This window comes from Algoriphagus sp. 10J20-15, from assembly GCF_055809615.1.
Genome location: NZ_JBVVUG010000031.1, coordinates 44,438 through 62,603, shown reverse-complemented (window position 1 = coordinate 62,603; position 18,166 = coordinate 44,438). Strand labels below are relative to the sequence as shown.

Genomic DNA, 18,166 nt, shown 5'->3' with positions numbered 1-18,166 from the left:
GTTTTGATTAGTTTCGTCTAAAATACGGATTGATGGACAAAGTCACTGAGGAATTAAAGAAAGGACTGAAACTTTTAAAACTAGAATGGCAGGAAGATCTCGCCCAATACAAACAGAAATTCCTGAATACTTCGCTTGCTGAGAAGAAAAAAGCAGGAATTACTTGGCACCCGATTCAACTGAAAAAGAGTAAAATCGGAATGGGTGAACGCCTTATCGTGGAGGTGGAGCGCTCGGACGCTAGTTATGCCTCTTCATTTAATTCGGGCAAATCAGTATCCTTTTTCAGTACTCATGAATACTATAATGCTACTGAGAATAGGGTAAACGGTGTCATAAATTTTGTCAGACAAAATACCATGACCGTCACGTTGCAGGCAGATGAATTGCCAGAATGGATGGATGGAGGTAAGCTTGGGGTGGACCTTCTTTTTGATGAAGCAAGCTATCGGGAAATGGAGTTTGCGCTGAAGAAGGTGATTTCTTCTGAAAACAGGCGGGTAGATGAGTTAAAGGAAATCCTGCTGGGGGATAAAGTGCCTCAGTTTTCTGAAAAGCAGATTCATGCAAAACCCAATCTCAATTTTTCCCAAAACAAAGCCTGTGAACTGATAGCAAATGCCAAAGATGTGGCGGTGGTTCACGGACCTCCGGGAACTGGAAAGACGACAACATTGATCGAAGCGATACAAGATTCGGTGATTGCCGGAGAGTCGATTTTAGTCTGTGCACCAAGTAATGCCGCGGTGGATCTTTTGGTAGAAAAGCTGATCGATCGAGGGATTGAAACCTTGCGTCTTGGCCATCCGGCTAGAGTGGAGGAGAAGATTCTGAATCAAACTTTGGATGCCAAAACAGCTTACCATCCGAGTTACCGAGATCTAAAAAAGCTTAGAAAAGAAACTGACCAATACCTGAAATTGGCCAAGCAATACAAGCGTAATTTTGGTCCTGAAGAACGTGCGCAAAGAAAGCTGATGTATGCGGAAGTTTCCCGACTAAGGGATGCATCCAAATCGCTGGAAGAATACATTCAATACGATATTTTTCAGCGAACAAAGGTTTTTGCTAGCACACTTGTAGGTGCATCATCTTACAATTTGAAGGGGATGGAGTTTGATGTGGTCTTTATCGATGAAGCAGCTCAGGGACTGGAGGCGGCAACTTGGATTCCCATTTTGAAGTCAAAGAAAGTTGTGTTTGCAGGCGATCACTGCCAGCTTCCGCCTACAATCAAATCTTTTCAGGCGGCTCAGGAAGGGTTGGCTGAAACCTTATTTGAGAAAGTGATCGACCGGAAGCCTTATGCCTCACAAATGCTACAAGTGCAATACCGAATGCCTGAAGCAATTATGGGATTCTCCAACGAACAGTTTTATAAAGGAGAACTTCAAGCTGCCGAGAATACAAAATCCCATACTTTTCCTGGAGAGAGCAATACTTTGGAATGGATTGATACGGCCGGTGCAGGATTTACTGATCAAAAGGAACAAGACAGCTTGAGTACATGCAATCCTGAAGAAGCTGCATTTGCCTGCCGCTATTTGAATGAGATTGTTAAACGAATTGGGGTTTCGGATTTTAAGCAAGAAGGCTGGACTATTGGTCTGATTGCTCCCTATGGAGCACAGGTCCGCTTGCTTCGATCTTTGATTTTCGAAGGGTTTGAATATCCAAACCTGAGAGCTTTTTCGGATGTGATTACGATCGATACGGTGGATGGTTTCCAGGGTCAGGAGCGTGATCTGATGATGATTTCCCTTACTCGATCCAATGAAAAAGGGGAGATTGGTTTTCTTGCAGATACTCGCAGGATGAATGTTGCTTTGACCCGGGCAAAGAGAAAACTGGTACTGATTGGCGATAGTAGCACATTAGCCCAAAACCCATTCTTTGACCAATTACTTCAGTATTTTGAGAAAAATGAGGGGTATAGAAGTGTGTGGGAGTTTTTGACTGATTGACAGAATTAAATTTTTAATTCTGAATATCAACTATTTATGGGTGTGTGTGTTAAAGAAAATTTAAGTTATTCTTTTTTTTTACTTATTTGACTAGTTTGAAATCGTAATAGTTAATCAGTTCACTTTAAACATTTAACTTTTATGAAAAAACTAGTTTTTGTAGCAGGAGTATTCGCTTTTGCTATTGCGTTAAACTTGGGTACATCCCAAGAATCTAAAGCTGATATGCCTGGGCCTTTTTTAGGACAAGGGCATTGGGTTGAACTTGGGGGTGGAGGTGAAGAATGTATGACGCATTGGTGGTCAAATAATTGTAAAGTAGGCGATACAAGACCTTAAGTAATTCTTATTTGTTTAACAGCTAGTTTTCAAATTTAAATGTAAACTAGCTGTTTTGTTTATGTATTATTAATTCTTTTAAGTATGAATAATTTTTGGTTATTTAGTGTGATTTTTATTGTGATATTTTCATGTTCTCCAGAAAAGAAAGAGTTTAAAGGCGCTAAGTTTGAGCTTTCAGGTTTAAAGGTTTCTGAGGATTTAGGGATTGTAGCACCTGATCACTTTGGAGGCGGGGTCAGAAACATATTTATATTTAAAGATACACTTGCCTACGTTATTCCTACAAAACCATTGGATATTATTTTTATTGTTGATTTGAAGAGTAAAACCTTTATTGATGAGATTCTATTAGATCCTAATTTTATTACTTCTCCATCAGGTGTCCAAGTGATTTCTAAGGATAGTATTTTTGTAAGTGATATGCATTTTCCAATAATTCACCTGATTAATAGTCAGGGTGAAATTAAGGATTCGTATAATCTTTTCCGTGAGAATTTGTGGGAGATGCCTGCAGAGGGATTTCCCAATTTCGGTTTGTATTTTGGTTTTGGCGATACTTTTAGATTTTTACCAGAAAAAAGAAGCTTTATAATCCCATTAAGGCAAATGGATCAATGGTACTTTGTTAATGAGAAGAAAAGTTTTCCCGCCATTGGAGAGTATGATGTTGATAAAAAAGAATTTGTCAACTTGTTTGGAAAGTATAAAGGAGTATACGCATCAGATAAAAACACCCTGCTTCCTTTTTATCTAAGTCATCCTAATGTAGAAATGGTAGATGAATATATTTATTTAAGCTTTGCTGTAGATCCTTATATTTATAAATATGATTTTAAAGGCGATCTAATACAAACTCAAGTTGCGACAATTCCCGGATTTGAACTTGGAGAGCCTTTAGAATACAATATGGAAGATTTTGATGAGCAAGGTTTGAGAAATTATAATAAATCAAATTCATATTTTGGGAATTTCTTTTTTGTAAAGCAGCAAAATCGTTTTGTTAGGATATTTTTTGAGTGTATTAAAAATGCCCAGGGACAGTGTTCAAGTAAAAAAGTTCATGCCTTAATTTTTGATAAAGATCTTAATTTATTAGAGATTAAAACTTTGGAGGAAGAGTATGAAGGTGATTCTTTTACGTATCAAGTGGCATTTAAGGATGGTTTTATCTCAAAACTTGGACATCTAGAAAGTGATGATCTCTTTTCTATCAATTCCTATTATTCAATAGGTAGTTAATACAATTATAATTTATTATATGTATAAGTATTTATTAATATTTACGTTTTTATGTTCTACTGATTATTTTCTTTATGGACAAGATCTTGCTTCGAGCAAGGTGCAAAATATTGAGCCATCTTTAGAAAGCTTGTTTTATGGTAACGAAAATGAGGTTTTGGCTAAGTTGTTTTTGCTTAATGATGAGGAAACTATTGCGCTGAGATATCTGAAAAACCGTCCAAAGGATATTGTTTTGATGGGTGAAGGAAATCTATTTGTTGACAGCTTGAGTATTAACGAGATGTACCTTGATAATTACACTTATGGCTCAGAAAAATTCATTTCTATAAATGCTTTTATTCAGGAAAGTTCGAATAGCTTTATACTTATTCATAATTCAGGTAGTACTTTGGTAGAAACAGTCAATGGTAAATTTGTGGTTAAAGAAAAGAAGATTAATACTAGAAATCCTGATTTACCAGATTCTTTATTGAAAAACCATGAGACTGTGCATTTGGGTCGTTTGACAATTGGGTATAAGGTTGATCCTAACAAGTTTATTACATCGCCTGATTATTGGGTTTATGATTGGGAGAAAGGAATTTATGCAACTTATCAAGACTCTAAATTTGAGGAGGTTTCGAAGAACAGATATTGGGATCGTAAGAATAATCCAGAACTGACTATAAGCACTTATTCTCATTTTGTTTATTACATCTCAAAAACAAGAAATGGTTTGCTTTTTAATCTACCACTGAAAAATCGTTTTGTAATATACAATATAGAAACTTCAAAGATGCAAGGATATACTTTCCCTGATTTGGGTAAGAAAAGTCAAGCTTGGTATGCGTTCTATGACTGGAGGTTGGATAGATTTTATACAGTTTTCGACGAAGGTAAAAATTACAACATCTATTCGATGGATGAGGATATGAAGAGCTACTACAAATTGGCAACTTCGGAATCCCAGCCTTTGGGGGTCGCAAATGGTAGGGTGTATTTGTATGAATTGATGATGAAAGAGAAGAAATCAGGATTCTACTTTGATCATTATTTGGTAAACCTATATCCCAAACTGAAATAGGGTGGTGTCAAATCTTACAATTTTCTAATTTAGTTTTTCGAAATCGTGTTCTTTACCTTATAATGATAACTCAACGTACTTAAGATATCCCCAAAAGCATCAGCTGATTTCAATTGCTCATCGGATACTTTTTTGCCTAGAAGGCGACAAAGCAAAAGACCGTAAACGCCATTTAGGCAGATCTGTATTTCATTTCCCAGATCCTGACCTTCGGCCTGCATTACAGCTTCTATAATAAATGGTTTGGCTTTTTTATAGGCTTCAAAGTATGTAGGATCAGTTTTTAGTAGGTTCCAGTGGATTTGAGCCAGCTCAGAAACAAGATTATTCACTTCTTCCAAATGCCCTTTTTCCAAAATATCCTGAGCTTTCATTTTATTAAGTATACCTAAATACCAATCAGCTATTTGCTTTTTCTCATCCTCAGAAACTGGATATTTCTCTACTACGAAGGTTTTGATTTCATCAGGATTTCCTTGGTAAGATCTGATAAGATCCTCCATTTGGTACATGTAGATGATGTATTCGGCGATGTTGTTTGACTTTTTGTTTTCGGCTACTGACTGCATGAGACTGGTTTTTGAAAAGACAAAGTTGGGGAAATTTTCAATTAACAATTAACAATGATCAATTTTCAAATAGCATAAGAAGTGGAGGCTAAACTTGAATATTGAATTTGAAACTTGATCATTGAGTTTGAAAATTCTCTTATCTCCTACTTATTTACTACTTTTGCGGGCAGAATGGATATGCAAAAAATAAGGAATTTCTGTATTATAGCCCATATTGATCATGGGAAGAGTACTTTGGCGGATAGACTATTACAGCAAACTGATACAGTCGCAGATCGCGATATGCAAAATCAGTTGTTGGATAATATGGATCTAGAGCGGGAGCGTGGCATCACGATCAAGTCTCATGCGATTCAAATGAAATATACACATGAAGGTGAGGTTTATACGCTGAACCTAATTGATACCCCCGGTCACGTGGATTTTTCATACGAGGTTTCCCGATCTATCGCTGCCTGTGAAGGTGCTTTGCTAATCGTGGATGCTTCTCAAGGAATTGAAGCTCAGACGATTTCCAACTTATACTTGGCATTGGGTCATGATCTGGAAATCATCCCTGTACTAAATAAAATTGACCTTCCTGAAGCTGATCCAGAATCCGTTGCCGATGAGGTGATTGATTTGATCGGTTGCGATAGAGAAGATATTATTTTGGCCTCCGGCAAAACGGGTATTGGTATTGACGATATCCTGAAAGCAGTGGTAACTAGAATCCCCGCTCCTAAAGGAGATCCAGATGCACCTCTTCAAGCGATGATTTTTGACTCGGTTTACAATCCATTCCGAGGCGTGGAGGTAATCTTCAGAATTTTCAACGGTACGTTCAGCAAAGGAGACAAGATCAAATTTGTCAACACTGGAAAGGAATACGAGGCGGATGAAATCGGGATTTTGGGCTTAAACCAAATTCCACAACAAACCATGAGCGCCGGTAACGTAGGTTACCTGATCTCTGGGGTGAAAGTTGCCAAAGAAATCAAAGTGGGTGATACAATCACGCACATCAAAAGACCTTGTGATAAAGCTATTCAGGGTTTTGAAAACGTAAAACCTATGGTTTTCGCAGGTATTTATCCTGTGGAGACTACGGACTACGAAGAGCTACGCTATTCCATGGAGAAGCTTCAACTGAACGATGCTTCGCTAGTTTGGGAACCTGAAACATCCATGGCTTTGGGCTTTGGATTCCGTTGTGGATTCCTGGGAATGCTCCACATGGAGATTATCCAGGAGCGTTTGGAGCGGGAATTTGACATGACTGTGATCACGACAGTGCCTTCGGTACAGTTCAAAGCACTCATGACAAATGATACCTACCAGATTATCAATGCACCTTCCGATATGCCTGATCCAACTCGGATGAAGCATATTGAAGAGCCTTATGTGAAAGCTTCCATCATCACTGCCGCAGAATATGTTGGCGCAGTAATTACGCTTTGTATGGACAAGCGTGGTCAGATCAAAAACCAGGTTTACCTTACTGCTGAGCGTGTGGAATTGACTTTCGATATGCCATTAGCGGAGATTGTTTTTGACTTCTTTGATAAATTGAAAACCATATCCAGAGGCTATGCTTCCTTGGATTACGAGTTGAAAGGATACGAGATCTCGCACATGGTGAGATTAGATGTGATGCTAAATGGCGAGCCAGTTGATGCCTTGTCAGCGGTAGTTCACAGAGATAAAGCGTACGATTGGGGCAGAAGACTTTGTGAGAAACTGAAGGAGCTGGTTCCACGTCAAATGTTTGAAATCGCTATCCAAGCGGCCATCGGGCAGAAAATTATTGCTAGAGAAACAGTAAAGGCAATGCGTAAAAATGTGTTGGCAAAGTGTTATGGAGGTGATATTTCCCGTAAGCGTAAATTGCTTGAAAAGCAGAAAAAAGGTAAGAAGCGAATGAGACAAGTCGGAAACGTCGAGGTGCCTCAGGAAGCATTTATGGCGGTGCTGAAGCTGGACTAGTCGGAGGTACGATTTACGAAGCGCGATTTACGAGATTTAATTGTACCTCTATCTTCTATTTTCATAGGTAACTTTTTAGATTTAATTCTAAATGAATGCTGTATGAAACATGAAATGATTAGAAGGACAAAGCAATTTGCAATTGATGTTTGGAGATTGTGTTCTAGGTTGCCGCATTCCAGAGAGTATAACGGTTATGTGAATCAGTTAATTAGAAGTTCTAGTTCAGTTGCCGCAAATTATAGAGCAGTTACAAGAGCAAAGTCAAAAGCTGATTTTATTAATAAATTGAAAATTGTGGAGGAAGAAACCGATGAAAGTCAATTCTTTCTTGAAGTAATAGATGAGATCAATGATAATCATGACCTGATTTCTGAGATCAAGCGACTAATTAAAGAAGCTGATGAACTAGTAGCGATCATAGTAGCTAGCATAAAAACAGCAAGATCCTCTTAATTCTAAAAGTAGATTTTCAGGATCATTATATAATTTAAGGGTTGGAGTTCCTGAGGAACTCGTAAATCCAAAATCGTAATTCGTAAATCAAATGATCTTAATTGACGGTAAAAAAACCTCACAAGACATCAAATCCGAAATCGCTGCCCGAGTGGCAGAAATAAAAGCTGAAGGAGGCAAAACACCTCACCTAGCAGCTATTCTTGTGGGAAGTGATGGAGCGAGCCAAACCTATGTAAATGCAAAAGTGAAGGCCTGTGGAGAATGTGGTTTTGAATCAACTTTGGTAAGACTGGAGGATAATGTCTCCGAAGAGGAATTGTTGAAAGTGGTGGAGGATATTAATGAGAATGCTGATATCGATGGATTGATCGTACAGCTTCCGCTGCCTAAGCATATCTCTGTTGAGAAAGTGACCAATAAAATCAAGCCTGAGAAAGATGTAGATGGATTTACTCCAGCAAACGTTGGACGTATGGCTTTGAACTGGCCTGCTTACGTTGCGGCGACTCCTTACGGCATCGTAGAATTGCTGAAGAGATACAATATCGAGACTTCAGGCAAGCATTGCGTGGTGATCGGTAGATCCCATATCGTAGGAAGTCCGATGAGTATCCTGATGGCCAGAAATGGCTATCCGGGAAATGCTACGGTGACGTTGACTCATAGCCGGACTGCCAATCTTCCAGAGATCGCTAAAACTGCTGATATTCTGATCGTAGCTTTAGGAAAGCCTCATTTCGTAACTGCTGATATGGTGAAGCCAGGCGCTGTGGTAATCGATGTGGGGATTCACAGGATTGAAGATGCAAGCAAGAAATCAGGTTTCAGATTGGTTGGAGATGTGAAATTTGAGGAAGTTTCTGAAATCGCTTCTGCGATCACACCAGTACCAGGTGGAGTAGGACCTATGACGATTGCATCGTTGCTTTATAATACACTCTTGTCAGCTGAGAAGAAGGTTTACGGGTGATGATGATGCGTTTCTGTTAGTGGAATCTTTCTAGCGGCAAGACAGGCCCGAACAGAGGCGTTAAAGTAATTCCTAAGAAAATAAATGCAAAAGGTTAGCATCGGGTTTGCTTAGAATAGGCAAGTCTGATACTTTTGCAGTCTGTTAACCGCGCACGTGGTGAAACTGGTAGACACGCCAGCTTGAGGGGCTGGTGCTTTAAGTAGTGTGGAGGTTCGAATCCTCTCGTGCGCACAATGAAGCTCTGAAGCAATTCAGGGCTTTTTTTGTGACCTTTGAGGTTTTCGAAACCTCGAAGGTCTTGTTGTTTATTAAACCGCAAAGGCACAAAGGTATAGTTTGAATGATTGCTCGTGCCTCGGTTTGTGTCTCCACAAACCGAAATAGAAACGCCTTACCAAATTACTTTATAAAGAGTCAACTTAAGAATGGATTTCAAGAAAGTATTATCTTGAAAAATGCATGAACGTTGGAATGAAATTTATCAACTATTGGAAACCGTCCTTTCTTTATTAACTGCTTTATTTTCAGGTTTCAGTCTGTTTTTAGTATATAAAGGTTATTTATTAGCTAAACAGTATAAGGATCAGCAAAAAGAATTGAAAAATCTTGAAGAGCTGATATCAGTAAGGAGAAAATTATATCAAGATCTCAAATCAATGGAGGAAAAATTCAATATTTTCTACTTTGGTGGTTTTGAATATGATGAGCTTATTAATCCAACCCCTGAACAAATGAGAATTCCTGAATATCATTTTTCAGCCATTTTACCTCTTCCGAATTACCAATTGGTGCCTATAATTAAAAATAGATATAAGAGCGTTTATCAGGATATAAAAAACCTTGAAAGGGAAATAGAATTTAATGTGCTGTTTGTTTCATATCCAGAAATAGGTCAACAGCTTAGCCTTTTGAAGAATGAAATCAGTCATTGGGGAAAAGTTTATAAAAGCGAGGGTCATTATAAATTAGATAGTCCTACAACACCAATTATGTCATTTGAAGGCGGAACTGAAGATCAATTTAATGATCAGCGCTCTTTTCAACATAATGCATCAAGAGAGGTGCGAGATTTATTCGAGAGTAACAATCGAGAATCAATATTTTCAATATTAAAAAAACTAATGTCTTTGGTGATTGATATATCCAAACCAACAAAGAGGAGCTAGGACGCTTTATTTTTTTTAGACGATCTGCAAGTTTTATGATTTGAATTTGGTTTTTTTAGGGAGACCGTATAGTCCAAAAAATAAAAATCAGAGTAAATTAGTGAAGACTTGAATGTTTGCTATAAGCAGCCGCGATCTAACTTTTAACCTCCTTTTTCCACCATCGGCATCCTTCCTCCCATATATTTTCCTTACATTTTCAGCCTAAATAAACACCCATGAATCGATTATTTCCTTCGGCTTTCTTTTGCCTTGTTTTTTTTGCTTCTCAGTTTACCTTTGCTCAAGAAGCTCAATTCCCTCTCGTAAAAGATTTTGGGGGGATTTATGAAGTTCCTGAGGCCTCTGAAAGGCCAGATGGGAGTTTGGATTATTACATCCTAGTAGACATGACCTCAGCAGCTGAAGATAATGCTAAGATCAGTCGCTGGGTGGATAATATTGCCAGAATGATGAATCTTCACGGCCTTGCGGGTGTTTCTAAGGATCGCATGCATGTAAAAGTGGTAGTACATGGTGGAGCGATTGCTACCGTTATGAACAATGAAGTATATCAAAAGCGATATAATTCTGATAACCCGAATATTCCTGTTTTCAAGGCATTGGAAGAAGCAGGAGTAGAAGTGTTGGTGTGTGGGCAGTCACTTCGAGCTAGAAATCTAGAAAAATCAGATCTTTATGAGGGCGTGGAAGTAGCTTTGTCAGCTATGACCACAGTGACTACCTATGCTCCAAAAGGCTACACGATCTTAAAATTTTAATCCCCAATTGGAATAATTATTGGTTCCTGGGGTAATGTGTTTTTAATGAATAAGAAATCCCCTAGTTCCAGTACTGCTGGGAAAGTCGTTACCGGCTTTTTCATAGCCGCCATTTTCCTGATTGGAATGGCAGGGTTGACTTATTACACTCAGAATAGGCTCCTTGAAACCATGAAGGAACTTGCGGAGCCAAATCAGAAACAAAACCTGCTCAATAATCTTCAATCTGAGATTATTCAAATCACCCAGATGGATCACTCTACTGTTGATCAGGACTTTAGAGTTCAGGATTCAAGTGTGATTTCGCTTAAACTTAAGCTTCAGGAATTAGCATTATTGGCTGAAGACTCCTTAGAAAACAGCTATATCCAGAGTATAAGAACCAATCTCGATACCCTCATCTTGGGTTATATCAACTTGTATGAGGTTAAATCTAGTTTGGCTAATCGGAATTTCACCCAAGAAGCGTTGAACAAGGTGGAATTGGGAATTAGAAGGCGTGCAGCGAGTCTGGAGCAAAAACCCATAGAGAAGATCAATCCAAAAGCTTCCTTGTTCAATGAGCTGGAGGAAGAAATGACTTCTCGCCAAGAGGCAAAGACAGGTAAAGTTCAGCAAAAGACCATTATTACTAATGAAGATGACAAGTCAATTGCCTTCCTTCGTGATTTACAAAAGCAAAATTTCAAAGACTCCAATTTGCCAGAAGGGCAGACTCTAGATAGTGTTCTATATAACATCAAAGGTGTAATCAACAGAGTCAATCGGGAGGAGTCTATACAGCGGCAGAAACTTGCCAAGATGGAAGCCGATATTTCCATCAGCCAAAGCAAAATTATCAACACTATCCAAAGTCTCGTAAGCACCCTTCAGCAGCGTGCGATTGAGAAATCGGATCGCCAAAATGACTCCGCCTATCAGCTTACTTATGACATGACTTATTTCTTGATCATGATCGTGGTATTAGCAGTTATAGGTGCTGCGGTAATGGTTTATTCGATTTTGAAGGAGATCCAGGTTACAAAGAAATATCAGGAAAATCTCGAAATCTCGAGACAGAAGTCGGAGCAGTTAGCTAGGTCTAAGCAGGAATTTTTAGCCAACATGAGTCATGAGATTCGAAACCCTCTTCACGTAATTCAAGGCTATAGATCAGTTTTAGAAAAATCAGAATTAGACTCCAGTCAGCAATCCCATTTAAGAATGATAGGGTTTGCATCAGATACTTTAATGGAAATCGTCGATGAGGTGCTTGACTTTTCGAAACTGGAAGCCGGTAAGTTGAAGTTAGAGGCAAGGCCTTTCGACCCGGAGGCTCTCTTTTTCTCCTTGCAAAGCTTTTTTGAATTGCAGGCTGGAGAAAAGAAAGTCGATTTTGAATGGGCTTTGGATCTCCCAAAAGACAAATGGTTGATCGGTGATCAGCTTCGTTTGAAACAAATCCTAAATAATCTGCTTAGTAATGCATTTAAATTTACTTCAGAAGGCTCGATTTGTGTAAATGTGGGGTGGGTGAAAAATGAACTGACTGTGGAAATAAAGGACACAGGTATTGGGATGTCTCCAGCAGTGCTCGAAAAGGTCTTTATGGAATTTGATCAGGCCGACACCTCGATCTCTAGAAAATATGGAGGAACAGGTCTAGGTTTGGCCATAGTTCAGCGCTTGGTTTACTTGATGGGAGGAGAGATTAGCGCAAAAAGTGTAGAGCATGAAGGAACCTGCATGTTGGTGACTTTGCCTATGGTAGCTACAGAGTCCCAGCGCGTTGAGTTTAACCCCGATGAAATAGCAACCATTGATCTTACGGGGCTGAAGATACTTTTGGTCGATGACGACAAGGTGGGTATCAGGTATTTGGAGACTATTTTAAGTTACTTTGGGGGGTCTATTATCGCCTATCCTGGGGGTACTAATTTCCGGGATGAGTTTGTTGAGGTTGATTTTGACTTGGCGATTTTGGATATACAAATGCCTGAGTTCTCAGGATTTGATGTGGTGGCTAACTTACGATCTATTGATAAGTATAAAGAGATTCCGATCCTGGCTATGACAGCGAATGTGTTTGTGGAAGAGCGGGAAAAAATGATGGAAAGTGGTTTTACGGAGATAATTTTCAAGCCTTTCCAAGAGCGGGTATTGGTCGAATGCTTAGGTAAATTTTTCCCAAATAATGTGGTTAAAAACTCTCCTTTGAGCCCTAAAATCAGTGAATCGGAAAATACGTTGTTTCAGTTGAAAGATCTGGCGAGATTTTGTATGGGCGACGAACTTCTTCTGCAAGATATTGTACGTGAGCTGATAGCGGAGACTAGGAAGGATCTCGGTAAATTGAAAAAAGCGAGGTTAGAGGATGATTATGAGCAGATTCTCGAGATTTGTCATCAATTAGGAAGTCGCTTAGGTCAAATCAAAAGTACTGCAGGTCAGACGGCTAGGAAGGTAGAGAACAGTTTGAAAATAGGGAATAAAAATGGCCTCGGTGAAACGTTAAATCAGCTGGATGAAGAAATTAACATCTTGCTGTCAGCGCTTTCCGAGACCATTGAAAAAACTGCGGATTTACAAAGTTAATCCAAACCGTATTTTTCCATTTTACTATAAAGGGTTTTACGATCCATATTTAGAATTCGGGCAGTTTTGGACTTATTAAATTTGGTGTCCATCAGTACTTTTTGAATCAATTCTTTTTCCTGCTCTATCCACTGGGATTTATAATCCTTCGGAGAAAGCTTATCAGTCTTGCTTGAGTTGGAGGGGTAGCTTCCGTTTGACCCAACTAGACTCACAGAAGGCTCATAAATGTCTGCAGGCAAAGAGTCTTTCTCTACATATGATCCTGACGTCAAAAGAACCGCGCGTTTGATGATATTTCTTAACTCCCGCAAATTGCCTGGCCAGTCATAGGCAAGGAAAATCTCCCAAACTTCAGGAGAAAACCCTTTGACATTTTTGCCAAGACGGGCATTACTCTCTTCCAAGAATTGATCTGCGAAATCTTGCAAATCTTCTTTCTTGCTTCTTAGTGGGATAGCGCTTAGGGTAAATTCATTCAATCTATGATATAGATCCTCACGGAAATGCCCATCCCCAGCCTGCAAAATCAGATTATCATTTGTGGCAGCAATAATCCGTACATCGATTTGAATTTCCTTATTACCTCCGATTTTTCGGATGGTTCTCTCCTGAATCGCTCGCAGTAGTTGTATTTGCACATCATAGCTCAGATTTCCAATTTCATCCAAGAAGATGGTGCCACCATTCGCCATCTCAAAATGTCCTGTTTTGTTCTCTAAAGCTCCCGTAAAGGCACCCTTTACATGTCCAAAAAGTTCACTGCCAGCTAGTTCTTTGGGCAAAGCTCCACAGTCAATTGCAATAAAAGCTCCATCTTTTCTGGTGGATAAATCATGAATTCTTCTTGAAATAAATTCCTTGCCTGTACCGGTTTCTCCTAGAACCAATACGCTTAAATCAGTCGGTGCTACGAGTTGTATATGCTTTTCAAGTTTTTCGGCCTCAGAAGAAGTCCCTATTACATAGCTACTTTTTACCTTGTTTTTTGGTGAAAAACTTGTTGGAGCTGCAGTGTTCTCCGTAGAATCAGGCTCTTGGATTTTGGCTGAAAGAGATTCTTTTACAGTTGCCAACAGCTCATCCGGGTTGATCGGCTTGGTGATGTATTCGAAAGCTCCTAGTTTCATTGCCTTAATTGCAATTCGTATATCGGAGTAGTGAGTGATTAGAATCACTTGGGTATGAGGATAATTGCTTTTAGACCATTGGAGCAACTCCATGCCAGTGCCATCCGGTAGCCTGAAATCGGCAATGATCAAATCGAACTTAGAATTGCTAAACAATTGCTGTGCTTCCTTGACTTTGATAGCAGTCTGAATTAGGAATCCATTTTTCTCTAAAAAGGTCTTGACTATTCTGGAATAAGTCAGATCATCTTCTACTAATAATATGCGCTTCATGAATATCTTTCTTTGTAGAGCTAGTTAACAAAAAAAGCACCAGACAAGTGCCCGATGCTTTTTTACTTGAGAGATTAAGCAACTAGTCTTTTATTTTGTTTCCTTTTTTCGTCAGCTTTTCTTTTAAGTATTGCCAAATACACCAGGGAAATAGGAGATGCAGAGGGTATGCCTATTAGTGAAAATGCGCTTTTGAGCTATTTGTTGATATAAGTCAAAATGTATTTGTATAAAAATGCCTCAGATTGTTCTTTATAAATCTAAAAACACCCAATAAAACATAGGCTATCTCAGCTATTTCGCAGGTTATTCTGAATAGCAGGATTTGACAGAATATTTAATCTTTGAAGCGAACTTTTTTGAGGGAAAATTCTTTTAAAAACTAGTAACTTTGATTCTTCAAAATAACATTTGCCATACTCTATGAGTGACGCCATCAAACACGAATGCGGCATAGCAATGATTAGATTGCGAAAACCTGCCCAATATTATATCGATAAATATGGGACAGCAGCTTTTGCCTCTAATAGGCTCTATGTCCTGATGCAAAAACAAATAAATAGAGGTCAGGATGGTGCAGGAGTCGCCAATGTCAAAATAGACACAAAGCCTGGGACTAGATATATCAGTAGATATAGATCTATTGAGCCTTCAGCTGTCAATTTCATCTTTGACAAAATCAACAGGAAATATAAGAAGGCCAAGAAAATCGGAGGTCACGATGCACTTTCTGACGGAAACTGGTTGAAAGAAAATATTGCTTTTACTGGAGAAGTATGGCTGGGGCACCTGAGATACGGGACACATGGAGAGAATTCCATCGAGACTTGTCATCCTTTCCTGAAGCAAAACAACTGGAGAAGCCGAAACCTGGGAATGGCCGGTAACTTCAACATGACGAATGTGGAAGAACTTTTTGATAAGCTAGTTCAGCTGGGGCAGCACCCAAAAGAAAAGACTGATACTGTCACCGTGATGGAGAAAATCGGCCACTTTTTGGATGAAGAAAACCAACGGATTTTTGATAAATATAAGCACCAATTCTCCAATGAGCAGATCACTCAGGTGATTGAGGACGAATTGGACATGGCTAGAATCCTTAGGAGATCTTGTAGAGACTTTGATGGGGGATATGCTATGGCTGGCATCGTAGGGAATGGCTCAGCTTTCGTAGTGCGGGATCCTTCAGGCATTCGTCCAGCCTATTATTATGCGGATGATGAGGTGATTGTAGTCGCTTCAGAAAAACCAGCGATAAAATCTGCATTCAATATCAATTTCAATTCAATCAAAGAAATTCAGCCAGGTGATGCCTTGGTAATCAATAAAGATGGATCTTTTGCAGAATCAGAAATTATGCCTGCAAGAGAAAAGAAATCTTGTTCTTTTGAGCGTATCTATTTTTCTAGAGGAACTGATCCAAATATCTATCAGGAAAGAAAAAATCTGGGTAAGGCATTGATCCCTCAGATCTTGAAAGCGATTGATTTTGATCTTAAAAATACCGTTTTCTCATACATTCCAAATACTGCCGAAACTGCGTTCCTAGGAATGATTGAAGGGTTGGAGGATTATTTGGCGGCCAAACGAAGAGAAGTCTTTGTGGACGGCAAACCTCACATGGGGGATTTGGATGAGCTATTGAATTTCCGGCCAAGAGTGGAAAAGCTGGTGAGCAAAGATGTGAAATTGCGTACATTCATCACCAACGACGAAGATCGTGATTCCATAGTCGCCAATGTTTATGATACCACCTATGAGGTAATCAAGCCAGGTGTGGATACCCTAGTGGTAATTGACGACAGTATCGTAAGGGGAACTACACTAGAGAAAAGTATCTTGACTACGTTGGATAAGTTAAATCCAAAGCGAATCATTATAGTTTCTTCTGCTCCACAGATTAGATTCCCTGATTGCTATGGAATCGATATGTCGAAAATGAAGGAATTTATTGCTTTTAGAGCGGCATTAGCCTTGATCAAGGAACGGAAAATCGACTATACACTTGAACAGGTTCATGATTCATGTGTAGCACATCCTTATTCTACCGAGAATTTCGTCAAAGGCGTTTATAGCTCTTTTACGGATGATGAGATTTCTGAGAAAATCTCTGAGATTGTTACCAATGATGATATCAAAGCTGAAGTGCAAGTGATTTATCAGACAGTTGATAATCTTCATAAATGCTGTCCAGACCATCTAGGCGACTGGTATTTTACGGGTGATTATCCTACCACTGGTGGGATGAGAGTTGTCAACAGATCTTTCGTAAACTTCATGGAAGGCAAGACTGTGAGAGCATATTAAGCAAAAATATTTCGAATATAGTAATAGAATTATTAAGGCACAGAGAGGTTATTCTTTGTGCCTTTTTTCTTTCAAGACAGTTCAAATTCTTAATTTCACCTAATCAGAAAAAAATAAAAAATGGATATAAACGTAGCCCTCCTTAAGGAAATCTGTGAAATAGCCGGAGTACCTGGTCTTTGAGAAAAGAGTAAGAGATTTAGTTATTGATTTGGTCACTCCCTTAGCCGATGAAGTCAAAGTAGATAACATAGGAAATGTAATTGCCATCAAAAAAGGTAAAAGAAATCCCGATGGTAAGCGGGTAATGATCGCTGCTCACATGGATGAGATTGGCTTTATCGTCACACATATTGACGATAATGGTTTTTTGAGATTCCATACGTTGGGAGGTTTTGACCCGAAGACTTTAATTGCTCAGCGAGTGATCGTACATGGCAAAAAAGATCTGGTAGGCGTGATGGGAAGTAAACCTATCCATGTAATGTCAGCTGAGGAGAGAACAAAACTTCCAAAGACGACAGATTTTTTCATAGATCTAGGAATGTCTAAAGAAGAGGTGGAAAAATACATTACAGTAGGAGATCCAGTAACACGAGATAGGGAATTGATCGAGATGGGTGATTGTGTGAATTGTAAATCTATAGATAACCGCGTTGCTGTGTTTATTCTTATTGAAACTCTTAAGCAACTTGAAAACCCTGCTTATGATGTCTATGCTACCTTCACCGTGCAGGAAGAGGTTGGATTACGTGGCGCCAATGTAGCAGCGCATGGTATTAATCCTGATTTTGGGATTGCTTTGGACACCACGATTGCTTTTGATGTGCCAGGAGCTCAGGCTCACGAAAAAGTGACTGAATTAGGTAAAGGCACGGCGATCAAGATAATGGATGCGATGACCATCTGTGATTACCGCATGGTAGAATTTATGAAGCAAACAGCAGACAAAGCAAAGATCTCTTGGCAGCCTGAGATTTTAGTAGCTGGTGGAACAGATACGGCTGGAGTTCAGCGTATGGGCAAGCAGGGTGCAATAGCAGGAGCTATTTCTATCCCAACTCGACATCTTCATCAGGTTATTGAGATGGCTCATAAGCAAGATATAGCAGACTCAATAGCATTGTTGAAAACCTGTTTAGAAGAGATAGATCAGTACGACTGGAAGCATTGATTTTCTTATTTTAATTATAATTCAATTGTATAAACTTCTGATATTGGGTTAGTATTAATATTAAACTCAAAATTAATTGTCTCATTTTCAGTTAAATATTAATTAAGTTAAGTTCGCCTATTTGATAAGTTGTTTTTTTTCTTTCTTCTAGTTAATTTTTTTAGTTCGACTTAAATTCAAGAAATGAAAAACTTTAAGAAT

At 39.0% G+C, this 18,166-nt stretch carries 13 protein-coding genes, 1 tRNA gene and 1 pseudogene; 13 read left to right on the top strand and 2 right to left on the bottom strand.

Going from position 1 to position 18,166, the window contains the following annotated elements; genetic code table 11:
* Positions 1-32: 32 nt before the first annotated feature.
* The 4 genes from AC0L6R_RS11940 (at position 33) to AC0L6R_RS11925 (ending at position 4,611) form a co-directional block, all read left to right on the top strand.
* Positions 33-1,964: an AAA domain-containing protein gene (locus tag AC0L6R_RS11940; protein WP_473271438.1), complete on the top strand. Its 1,932-nt coding sequence runs from the start codon at positions 33-35 to the stop codon at positions 1,962-1,964.
* Between the two features lie 141 nt (positions 1,965-2,105).
* Positions 2,106-2,303, top strand: a complete 198-nt coding sequence (locus AC0L6R_RS11935) for a hypothetical protein (protein ID WP_473271436.1) — start codon at positions 2,106-2,108, stop codon at positions 2,301-2,303.
* 84 nt (positions 2,304-2,387) lie between these two features.
* A complete protein-coding gene (locus AC0L6R_RS11930; RefSeq protein ID WP_473271435.1) occupies positions 2,388-3,545 on the top strand; it encodes a hypothetical protein in 1,158 nt (385 codons plus the stop codon).
* A gap of 19 nt (positions 3,546-3,564) precedes the next feature.
* Positions 3,565-4,611 (top strand): hypothetical protein, encoded by a 1,047-nt coding sequence (locus AC0L6R_RS11925; protein WP_473271433.1) that lies wholly within the window; start codon positions 3,565-3,567, stop codon positions 4,609-4,611.
* 29 nt (positions 4,612-4,640) lie between these two features.
* Here the strand turns inward: AC0L6R_RS11925 and AC0L6R_RS11920 are convergent, their stop codons facing one another.
* On the bottom strand, positions 4,641-5,180 hold the full coding sequence (locus tag AC0L6R_RS11920) for a DUF4924 family protein (RefSeq protein WP_473271432.1): 540 nt from the start codon (positions 5,178-5,180) through the stop codon (positions 4,641-4,643).
* Positions 5,181-5,354: 174 nt separating this feature from the next.
* Here AC0L6R_RS11920 and lepA point away from each other — a divergent pair, with 174 nt between their 5' ends.
* The 7 genes from lepA to AC0L6R_RS11885 all read left to right on the top strand — a co-directional run bounded on the left by lepA (position 5,355) and on the right by AC0L6R_RS11885 (position 13,081).
* Positions 5,355-7,148, top strand: a complete 1,794-nt coding sequence (gene lepA / locus AC0L6R_RS11915) for a translation elongation factor 4 (RefSeq protein ID WP_473271466.1) — start codon at positions 5,355-5,357, stop codon at positions 7,146-7,148.
* Between the two features lie 102 nt (positions 7,149-7,250).
* On the top strand, positions 7,251-7,604 hold the full coding sequence (locus tag AC0L6R_RS11910) for a four helix bundle protein (protein ID WP_473271431.1): 354 nt from the start codon (positions 7,251-7,253) through the stop codon (positions 7,602-7,604).
* Positions 7,605-7,695: 91 nt separating this feature from the next.
* Complete coding sequence (locus AC0L6R_RS11905) at positions 7,696-8,577, top strand: bifunctional 5,10-methylenetetrahydrofolate dehydrogenase/5,10-methenyltetrahydrofolate cyclohydrolase (protein WP_473271430.1); 882 nt, start codon at positions 7,696-7,698, stop codon at positions 8,575-8,577.
* Positions 8,578-8,727: 150 nt separating this feature from the next.
* Positions 8,728-8,811: transfer RNA gene (locus AC0L6R_RS11900), tRNA-Leu, on the top strand.
* 224 nt (positions 8,812-9,035) lie between these two features.
* Entirely contained in the window at positions 9,036-9,746 is a 711-nt protein-coding gene (locus AC0L6R_RS11895) for a hypothetical protein (RefSeq protein WP_473271429.1), read from the top strand.
* A 218-nt stretch (positions 9,747-9,964) separates the two neighbouring features.
* Positions 9,965-10,507 carry a DsrE family protein gene (locus tag AC0L6R_RS11890; RefSeq protein WP_473271428.1) on the top strand — a complete coding sequence of 181 codons (543 nt, stop codon included), beginning with the start codon at positions 9,965-9,967 and terminating at the stop codon, positions 10,505-10,507.
* Positions 10,508-10,552: 45 nt separating this feature from the next.
* Positions 10,553-13,081 (top strand): hybrid sensor histidine kinase/response regulator, encoded by a 2,529-nt coding sequence (locus AC0L6R_RS11885; protein WP_473271427.1) that lies wholly within the window; start codon positions 10,553-10,555, stop codon positions 13,079-13,081.
* On the opposite strand, the gene AC0L6R_RS11880 is transcribed toward AC0L6R_RS11885, so the two are convergent.
* Positions 13,078-14,484: a sigma-54-dependent transcriptional regulator gene (locus AC0L6R_RS11880; protein ID WP_473271426.1), complete on the bottom strand. Its 1,407-nt coding sequence runs from the start codon at positions 14,482-14,484 to the stop codon at positions 13,078-13,080. The two genes, AC0L6R_RS11885 and AC0L6R_RS11880, sit on opposite strands and share 4 nt — an antisense overlap.
* A gap of 423 nt (positions 14,485-14,907) precedes the next feature.
* Here AC0L6R_RS11880 and AC0L6R_RS11875 point away from each other — a divergent pair, with 423 nt between their 5' ends.
* Both AC0L6R_RS11875 and AC0L6R_RS11870 read left to right on the top strand, forming a co-directional pair.
* Entirely contained in the window at positions 14,908-16,791 is a 1,884-nt protein-coding gene (locus AC0L6R_RS11875) for an amidophosphoribosyltransferase (RefSeq protein WP_473271425.1), read from the top strand.
* A 120-nt stretch (positions 16,792-16,911) separates the two neighbouring features.
* Positions 16,912-17,965 (top strand): annotated as a pseudogene (locus tag AC0L6R_RS11870) (M42 family metallopeptidase).
* Positions 17,966-18,166: the final 201 nt, after the last annotated feature.

What these genes read in the sequence shown, in the direction of transcription:
- AC0L6R_RS11940 (WP_473271438.1), top strand. Translation starts at nt 33, where the DNA reads ATGGACAAAGTCACTGAGGAATTAAAGAAAGGACTGAAACTTTTAAAA.
- AC0L6R_RS11935 (WP_473271436.1), top strand. Translation starts at nt 2,106, where the DNA reads ATGAAAAAACTAGTTTTTGTAGCAGGAGTATTCGCTTTTGCTATTGCG.
- AC0L6R_RS11930 (WP_473271435.1), top strand. Translation starts at nt 2,388, where the DNA reads ATGAATAATTTTTGGTTATTTAGTGTGATTTTTATTGTGATATTTTCA.
- AC0L6R_RS11925 (WP_473271433.1), top strand. Translation starts at nt 3,565, where the DNA reads ATGTATAAGTATTTATTAATATTTACGTTTTTATGTTCTACTGATTAT.
- AC0L6R_RS11920 (WP_473271432.1), bottom strand. Translation starts at nt 5,180, where the DNA reads ATGCAGTCAGTAGCCGAAAACAAAAAGTCAAACAACATCGCCGAATAC.
- lepA (WP_473271466.1), top strand. Translation starts at nt 5,355, where the DNA reads ATGGATATGCAAAAAATAAGGAATTTCTGTATTATAGCCCATATTGAT.
- AC0L6R_RS11910 (WP_473271431.1), top strand. Translation starts at nt 7,251, where the DNA reads ATGAAACATGAAATGATTAGAAGGACAAAGCAATTTGCAATTGATGTT.
- AC0L6R_RS11905 (WP_473271430.1), top strand. Translation starts at nt 7,696, where the DNA reads ATGATCTTAATTGACGGTAAAAAAACCTCACAAGACATCAAATCCGAA.
- AC0L6R_RS11895 (WP_473271429.1), top strand. Translation starts at nt 9,036, where the DNA reads ATGCATGAACGTTGGAATGAAATTTATCAACTATTGGAAACCGTCCTT.
- AC0L6R_RS11890 (WP_473271428.1), top strand. Translation starts at nt 9,965, where the DNA reads ATGAATCGATTATTTCCTTCGGCTTTCTTTTGCCTTGTTTTTTTTGCT.
- AC0L6R_RS11885 (WP_473271427.1), top strand. Translation starts at nt 10,553, where the DNA reads ATGAATAAGAAATCCCCTAGTTCCAGTACTGCTGGGAAAGTCGTTACC.
- AC0L6R_RS11880 (WP_473271426.1), bottom strand. Translation starts at nt 14,484, where the DNA reads ATGAAGCGCATATTATTAGTAGAAGATGATCTGACTTATTCCAGAATA.
- AC0L6R_RS11875 (WP_473271425.1), top strand. Translation starts at nt 14,908, where the DNA reads ATGAGTGACGCCATCAAACACGAATGCGGCATAGCAATGATTAGATTG.